This window comes from Methyloceanibacter marginalis (assembly GCF_001723295.1).
Taxonomy (GTDB): Bacteria; Pseudomonadota; Alphaproteobacteria; order Rhizobiales; family Methyloligellaceae; genus Methyloceanibacter; species Methyloceanibacter marginalis.
On record NZ_LPWD01000133.1, the window covers coordinates 1 to 5,867 of the forward strand.

6 protein-coding genes and 1 pseudogene are annotated in these 5,867 nt (G+C 57.8%); 4 read left to right on the forward strand and 3 right to left on the reverse strand.

The annotated features are described in order from the left end of the window. Window positions 1-495 precede the first annotated feature (495 nt). The gene (locus tag AUC71_RS05935; RefSeq protein ID WP_158007717.1) at window positions 496-1,062 is read right to left on the reverse strand and encodes an ImmA/IrrE family metallo-endopeptidase; all 567 of its coding nucleotides are present in this window, start codon (window positions 1,060-1,062) and stop codon (window positions 496-498) included. A 58-nt stretch (window positions 1,063-1,120) separates the two neighbouring features. Beyond that, window positions 1,121-1,498 carry a helix-turn-helix domain-containing protein gene (locus AUC71_RS05940; protein ID WP_158007718.1) on the reverse strand — a complete coding sequence of 126 codons (378 nt, stop codon included), beginning with the start codon at window positions 1,496-1,498 and terminating at the stop codon, window positions 1,121-1,123. A 160-nt stretch (window positions 1,499-1,658) separates the two neighbouring features. Here AUC71_RS05940 and AUC71_RS05945 point away from each other — a divergent pair, with 160 nt between their 5' ends. Genes AUC71_RS05945 through AUC71_RS05955 form a run of 4 tightly spaced genes read left to right on the forward strand, consistent with a single transcriptional unit; the run spans window position 1,659 to window position 4,400 of the window. Continuing rightward, window positions 1,659-2,918, forward strand: a complete 1,260-nt coding sequence (locus tag AUC71_RS05945) for a nucleotidyltransferase domain-containing protein (RefSeq protein WP_141701483.1) — start codon at window positions 1,659-1,661, stop codon at window positions 2,916-2,918. Continuing rightward, window positions 2,915-3,151: a hypothetical protein gene (locus AUC71_RS05950; protein ID WP_069623533.1), complete on the forward strand. Its 237-nt coding sequence runs from the start codon at window positions 2,915-2,917 to the stop codon at window positions 3,149-3,151. The genes AUC71_RS05945 and AUC71_RS05950 overlap by 4 nt, the downstream gene beginning before the upstream one ends. Window positions 3,152-3,171: 20 nt before the next feature. Next, window positions 3,172-3,381: a type II CBASS E2 protein gene (locus AUC71_RS22930; protein ID WP_141701484.1), complete on the forward strand. Its 210-nt coding sequence runs from the start codon at window positions 3,172-3,174 to the stop codon at window positions 3,379-3,381. After that, the gene (locus AUC71_RS05955; RefSeq protein ID WP_069623534.1) at window positions 3,378-4,400 is read left to right on the forward strand and encodes a CBASS cGAMP-activated phospholipase; all 1,023 of its coding nucleotides are present in this window, start codon (window positions 3,378-3,380) and stop codon (window positions 4,398-4,400) included. Before AUC71_RS22930 ends, AUC71_RS05955 begins: the two co-directional genes overlap by 4 nt. On the opposite strand, the pseudogene AUC71_RS05960 reads toward AUC71_RS05955, so the two are convergent. After that, window positions 4,397-5,867: pseudogene (locus tag AUC71_RS05960) on the reverse strand (AAA family ATPase); the annotation flags it as partial. The gene AUC71_RS05955 and the pseudogene AUC71_RS05960 overlap by 4 nt on opposite strands.

Sequence of the window (5,867 nt, forward strand, 5' to 3'; positions counted from 1 at the left end):
CGCGATCCTGCTGCAGCTCATGGGCGGCCATTGGCGCGCCCCGCGCTCGCGGCATCGCTTCCGTCCAGTCCTCCGGCTTATTACCTGTCCCGCGGGGGCCGGCCGCACAAGAAGCGGACGCGGCGCCGGCAGACATGAACCCCGACACTTCCAGACGGGGCGGGAGCCTAAGACGGCCCGAGGCGGTCCGTTACACCGGCCGCAAGTCCCCTTCCGCCACGCCTTTCGGTCCGGAGGCATCTCAGAGACACGCGGTTGACCTCGAGCACCGCATCACGCTCCACGATGTCAGGTCGGTCCTAGGCACCGCATCCCTCAAAAGGAGCATGACGGACGCAGTGTACCCCAGGTTTTGTGGGCGGGCATAAGAGGGGGATAGCGCACGGGTCGCGCGCCACGTGACGCGTCCCATAGGACATGGATGGTCCTAGATCACATCCCTCAAGCGGGGCAGGAACGGATGAATGTACGGCAGATTTCGGGGCGGAGATAACATTAGGAGGTTCGTGCTCGGCGCCTGTCACGAAACCACCGTTGCTTGTAGAGAGGGGTACCGTAGATTTCCTCTTCCCTCTTTTGGAACTTCACACCGTCAAATTGATCACGGGATACAAGACCCAACCTCTCGAGTCGTTTCCTTACAAAGGTGTAACTAACCTTCGCGCGACATACCTCCCGTTTGAAGCGGATTATCTTGTCTACATCCCATTTCCCATCACCGAGCGATTTAATGTCGTCGCTGAATTCTGCCACGGGATATATGAACTCCGCCGCGAAAACCTCTGCACCTTTTTCCACAAGCTCGTTTTGGTTGTAATCTCCGCAAGTCACATAACCGGCTCTAACCAGTTCTTGGTCCGCCCAATGGTGTTTTAGTTCATGCACTAAAGCGAAAAGAGTGGGCTCCATTGGTAGACCGATCCTTATCGCAACTGATACGTCCACCTCATCGCACATGTAAATCGCCTTCAAACAGGAAGGCAGCGGTCTGCGATCAATGGTGATGGCTTCCGCTCGATAAATTTGCCTCGCTTCACGCAGACCAAAACCAGCGGTCTTCACGTCAAACTCCGTTCTCTTTGACAGAGCAAGCTCTCGAAGTGCCTCATAGTAGGCCGTTCTACTTGTTACCATCTCGCTCACCCTTCGCTTTGGGTTTGGCCTTAGCTTGTTTCAGAGCCGACCGAGCTTTTCGAAATTCCGCGTAACGAATCACTTCTTCAAGATCGTCCTTTTTTAGCCCCCGAGTCGCCGAGGCCAAAGCGGCAGGTACATCAGACAGCTTCTCCATGCCTGGAAAGAAAGCTGTAATCGAAACCTTGAAGAAGCGAGCCAGCTTTTCCAATTGCTCCGCAGAAGGGCGATAGGTTTCAGTTTCCCATCTAGACACGGTATTGCTTGGCTCCGATATCGCTGCTGCCAGCGCCTCCTGGCTGAGTCCCTTCTTTTCGCGAAGATCCCGAATCACCTTAGATATATGTGTGTAGATATCCGCCACGTGGACCATCCTCCTCAAATAGGAGACCGTCATCCTGATAAAGGTTGACTGGCTCCGATTCATTTGCAATCCTCTTAGAGGATACCTATATCCTTTAACGGGAGCAATGTTCTCGTGGGGCGCTCCGGTGAGAGACTTCGAGCGTCAGAAGGGAAAGCAAATGCTTGATAAGATGGGCTCGCCCCCCCTGGGACCTACTGCGCCAGTAGGAGAAACCCTGCTTGCCGGAGTAGCAATTGCAATCGAACTCCCCCCAAGCCAACATCAGCTCGCTGTTGAGCGATGGGACGCTGTTCGAGGCTACATTGAGCGGCACGACAGCCCGTTAGCCGGCCGGGTTCAGTTGTTCTACCCGCAAGGCTCGATGGCCATTAGGTCCACTATCAAATCTCGCAAGCGCGCAGACGGGTTTGATATCGACGTCGTCGCTGAACTGAGCATTGGAGCCGCCCTACCCGCCGAGGTGCTCAATCTACTCTTTCAAGCGATTAACGGAAAGCCAGGGTCTCGATATCACGGGATGGTAGAACGGCAAAGTCGCTGCGTGACGGTGTATTACAGCGACGGAATGCATCTGGATATAACGCCTTCGCAACTGGTTGACGAAAACGACCCTCGAAGGAGTTTCATTTTCCACGCCAAAGCCGAAGAGCCCGCTTCGCTGCATAGGCGCATTTTGATGAACAGCTATGGGTTCGTGGAGCGTTTCAACACCAATGCGTCGATAGACCTCGCGTTCGCGATGGCCTATGCCAAACGCGTCCAGGATTCTGAGCTGATACGCGCAGAGGCCGAGTCGAAACCAGTCCCATCCCACTCAACAATTGAGGGCGGTAAATCATCGACTGTAGTGGCGCTTCAGCTCCTCAAGCGAAATCGAAACATTCGTTACGAAAAGCGACCCGGCAGAATTCCGCCATCCGTGATGATGGCTTGTTTCGCCCTTGAAGCGGCAGTGCCAGGTAACAGCATCGGCGGCGCGTTGGAAGCTATCTCTGCGTGCATGCTTTCTGCCCTTGAACAGGCGAATAAGGACGGAGTGTTGGTCGATGTCCGCAACCCGGCTTGCATGGAGGAGAGATTCACGGACCGTTGGCCCGAAAACCTTCAAGCTCAACGAATTTGTATGGATGATCTGAGGCACTTTCGCAGTCAGCTTGCTGGCCTGTTCTCCGAGCAAGTCGGGTTGGATAAGAAGCGCGACTTGCTGGTTGCCATGTTTGGTGAGAGTCCTGCCCAGACCGTTGTAAATGAGTATGCAGCAAGAATGGGGCGCGCCATTCAAGGGGGCGAGCGTTCGGTCGCGAAAACAGGTCGAGTCATCACTGGGTTGGGGGTCTCAACACCCGCGATCATACGGCCCGCACTTAGCCAGCCTCGTTCTCATACATTTTATGGAACGGCTACCAAGAACCGATGAAAACCGTCGCACAGCAGGTTCAGGCCATGCATCGCTACTGGCCAGGCTTTGAGTTGGCCGAGCAGACGGCGGAACAGGCGATCTGGTTTGGCTCACTGGCTGGCATCGAGCGCACATATCGCATCGTGGTTGACTACCGCCTGCCGTTAGACCAAGGCGACCGTAGTTGCCGGTGGCAGTTCCCAGTAGTGCGCGTTCTCTCCCCTTCTCTAGACCGCGGCTCGACGCATTAGAGGAGAACCCGCTGCCGCATGTGTACTTCGATGAGGATGACATCACTTTGTCGCCGCTATGTCTTTTCGATCCGGAGGGCGACGAGTGGAGCCACAACGATCTGATAGCGCTTACTACCATCCCTTGGTCAGCGGATTGGCTCGCTTGCTACGAGGGGTGGCTTGCAACGGGCCGATGGCATGGCGGTGGCCGACATGGCAGCAGCCTATCGAAGGAAACAGCGCAGTGAACTATGCTCCGCCACGCCGTTCCGAGGGCACACTTCAGAAGAGGCGGATGCCGTTGCCTTGGCCCGAGGATCGGCCCTTTCGCATTCTTTCCATAGACGGTGGGGGTATTTGCGGCATCCTTCCTGCTTCAGTATTAGCCGAATTGGAACGGCGCTACCTCGATGGTAAGTCGATCGCCGGCTACTTCGATCTAATAGCGGGCACTTCGACCGGCGGCATCATCGCCCTAGGTCTTGCTAGTGGTCTGACATCCACCGATATCGAGAAAGTGTACATCGAGCGGGGAAGCCTAATTTTCCCTCCCTGCTCATGGCTGGGACGTATCTACCGACTCGCCGTGCGCGGTCATCGGTATCTTTACGAGCGAGAACCGCTGCAGAACGAGCTGATGCGAATGTTTGGCGATAGCGCTTTAGGGGAAGCAAAGACAAGATTGTGCATCCCAGCCTTTGAAGGCCGCTATGGAGAGCCCTGGATCTACAAGACCCCGCATCATCCCGACTATAGGCGCGATCGCTTTGCAAGTATGGTTTCTGTCGGACTTGCTACAGCGGCCGCACCTACCTTCTTCGAAGCAGTTCCGAATAACGGTTATACGATGGTCGATGGTGGTCTGTGGGCGAACAACCCCATTATGAACGCCGTGGTTGACGCCCTGGCATGTTTTGACGTCGATCGCCGCCAAATCAGCGTGCTCAGCCTCGGCTGTGGTGAGACATCTTTCAAAGTAGATACCAAAAAAGCCAAAGGAGGTTTGGTTCAGTGGAGAAGCGCTATAACAGCAGCAATGCGAGCGCAGTCCTTGAACGCTTTGGGGCAGGCATACTTGATATTAGGTAAGGATCACGTCATGCGGCTAGACGCGCCGGAGAGCCCGTCACCTATTAGGCTGGACGACTATCGTCGTGCCCGTGACGAACTCCCGAACATGGCTCGCTCACTCGTGGAAGGCGCTGGCCGCGAGATCGAAAGGGCTTTTCTTGAAACCACAGCTGAAGCCTTCGTGCCTTCCCCCTAAGCCGCCTTGGCGGTGCTCGCCTCGCCATTAAACGTGAGGTTGCCGTCCTTGACGGAGACCTTCACGGTCTCGCCGTCGTGGATCTTGCCTTCGAGGATCATCTCGGCGAGCGGATCCTGCACGTATTTCTGGATCACGCGCTTCAGGGGCCGGGCGCCATAGGCCGGATCGTAGCCCTTGTTGCCGAGCCAGGTCTTGGCGTCTTCGTCGAGATCGAGCGTGATCTTGCGGTCGGTCAGGAGCTTGGCGAGCCGCTTCATCTGGATGTCGACGATGTTCGCCATGTGCTCGCGGCGGAGCCGATGGAACAGGATGATCTCGTCCACGCGGTTCAGGAACTCGGGCTTGAAGTGCGCGCGCACGATCTCCATGACCTGGGCCTCGACGACCTCCGGATCCTCGCCCTCCTTCTGGTTGACCAGATATTGGGAGCCGAGATTGGAGGTCATGATGATGAGCGTGTTGCGGAAGTCGACCGTGCGGCCCTGGCCGTCGGTGAGCCGGCCGTCGTCGAGCACCTGGAGCAGGACGTTGAACACGTCCGGATGTGCCTTCTCGATCTCGTCAAAGAGAATGACCTGGTACGGGCGGCGGCGGACGGCCTCGGTGAGCGCGCCACCTTCCTCATAGCCGACATAGCCGGGCGGCGCGCGCCGATGAGCCGGGCCACCGCGTGCTTCTCCATATACTCGGACATGTCGATGCGCAGGATCGCGTGCTCGTCGTCGAACAGGAACTCGGCGAGCGCGCGGGAAAGCTCCGTCTTGCCGACGCCGGTCGGGCCCAGAAACATGAACGAGCCCATGGGCCGGTTGGGGTCTTGCAGCCCGGCGCGTGAGCGGCGCACGGCCGTCGACACGGCGCGGACCGCCTCCTCCTGGCCGACCACGCGGCGGGCGATCTCCGTCTCCATCGCCAGAAGTTTTTCGCGCTCGCCTTCGAGCATCTTGTCCACGGGAATGCCGGTCCAGCGCGAGACGACTTGCGCGATCATGTCGGGCTCGACCACCTCTTGCGCGAGGGAGCCGGCCTTGCCCTCTTCCTCCTCGATTGCCTGAAGCTTCGCTTCGAGGTCGGGGATCACGCCGTAAGCGAGCTCGCCCGCCTTGGTGAGGTCGCCCTTGCGCTGGGCCTGCTCCAGCTCGATGCGCGCGTGGTCCAAATCTTCCTTGATCTTCTGCGCGGCGCCCAATTTCTCTTTCTCTTCCTGCCAGCGCGCGGCCATGGCGTTGGCGGACTCTTCCAAATTGACGAGCTCCTTCTCGAGCTTCTCCAGCCGGTCCGTTGGAGGCTGAGTCCGTTTCCTTCTTCAAGGCCTCGCGCTCGATCTTGAGCTGCATGATGCGCCGGTCGAGCTCGTCGAGCTCTTCGGGCTTGGAGTCCACCTGCATGCGCAGCGCGACGCCGCCTCGTCGACCAAGTCGATGGCCTTGTCGGGGAGGAAGCGGTCGGAGATGTAGCGGTTCG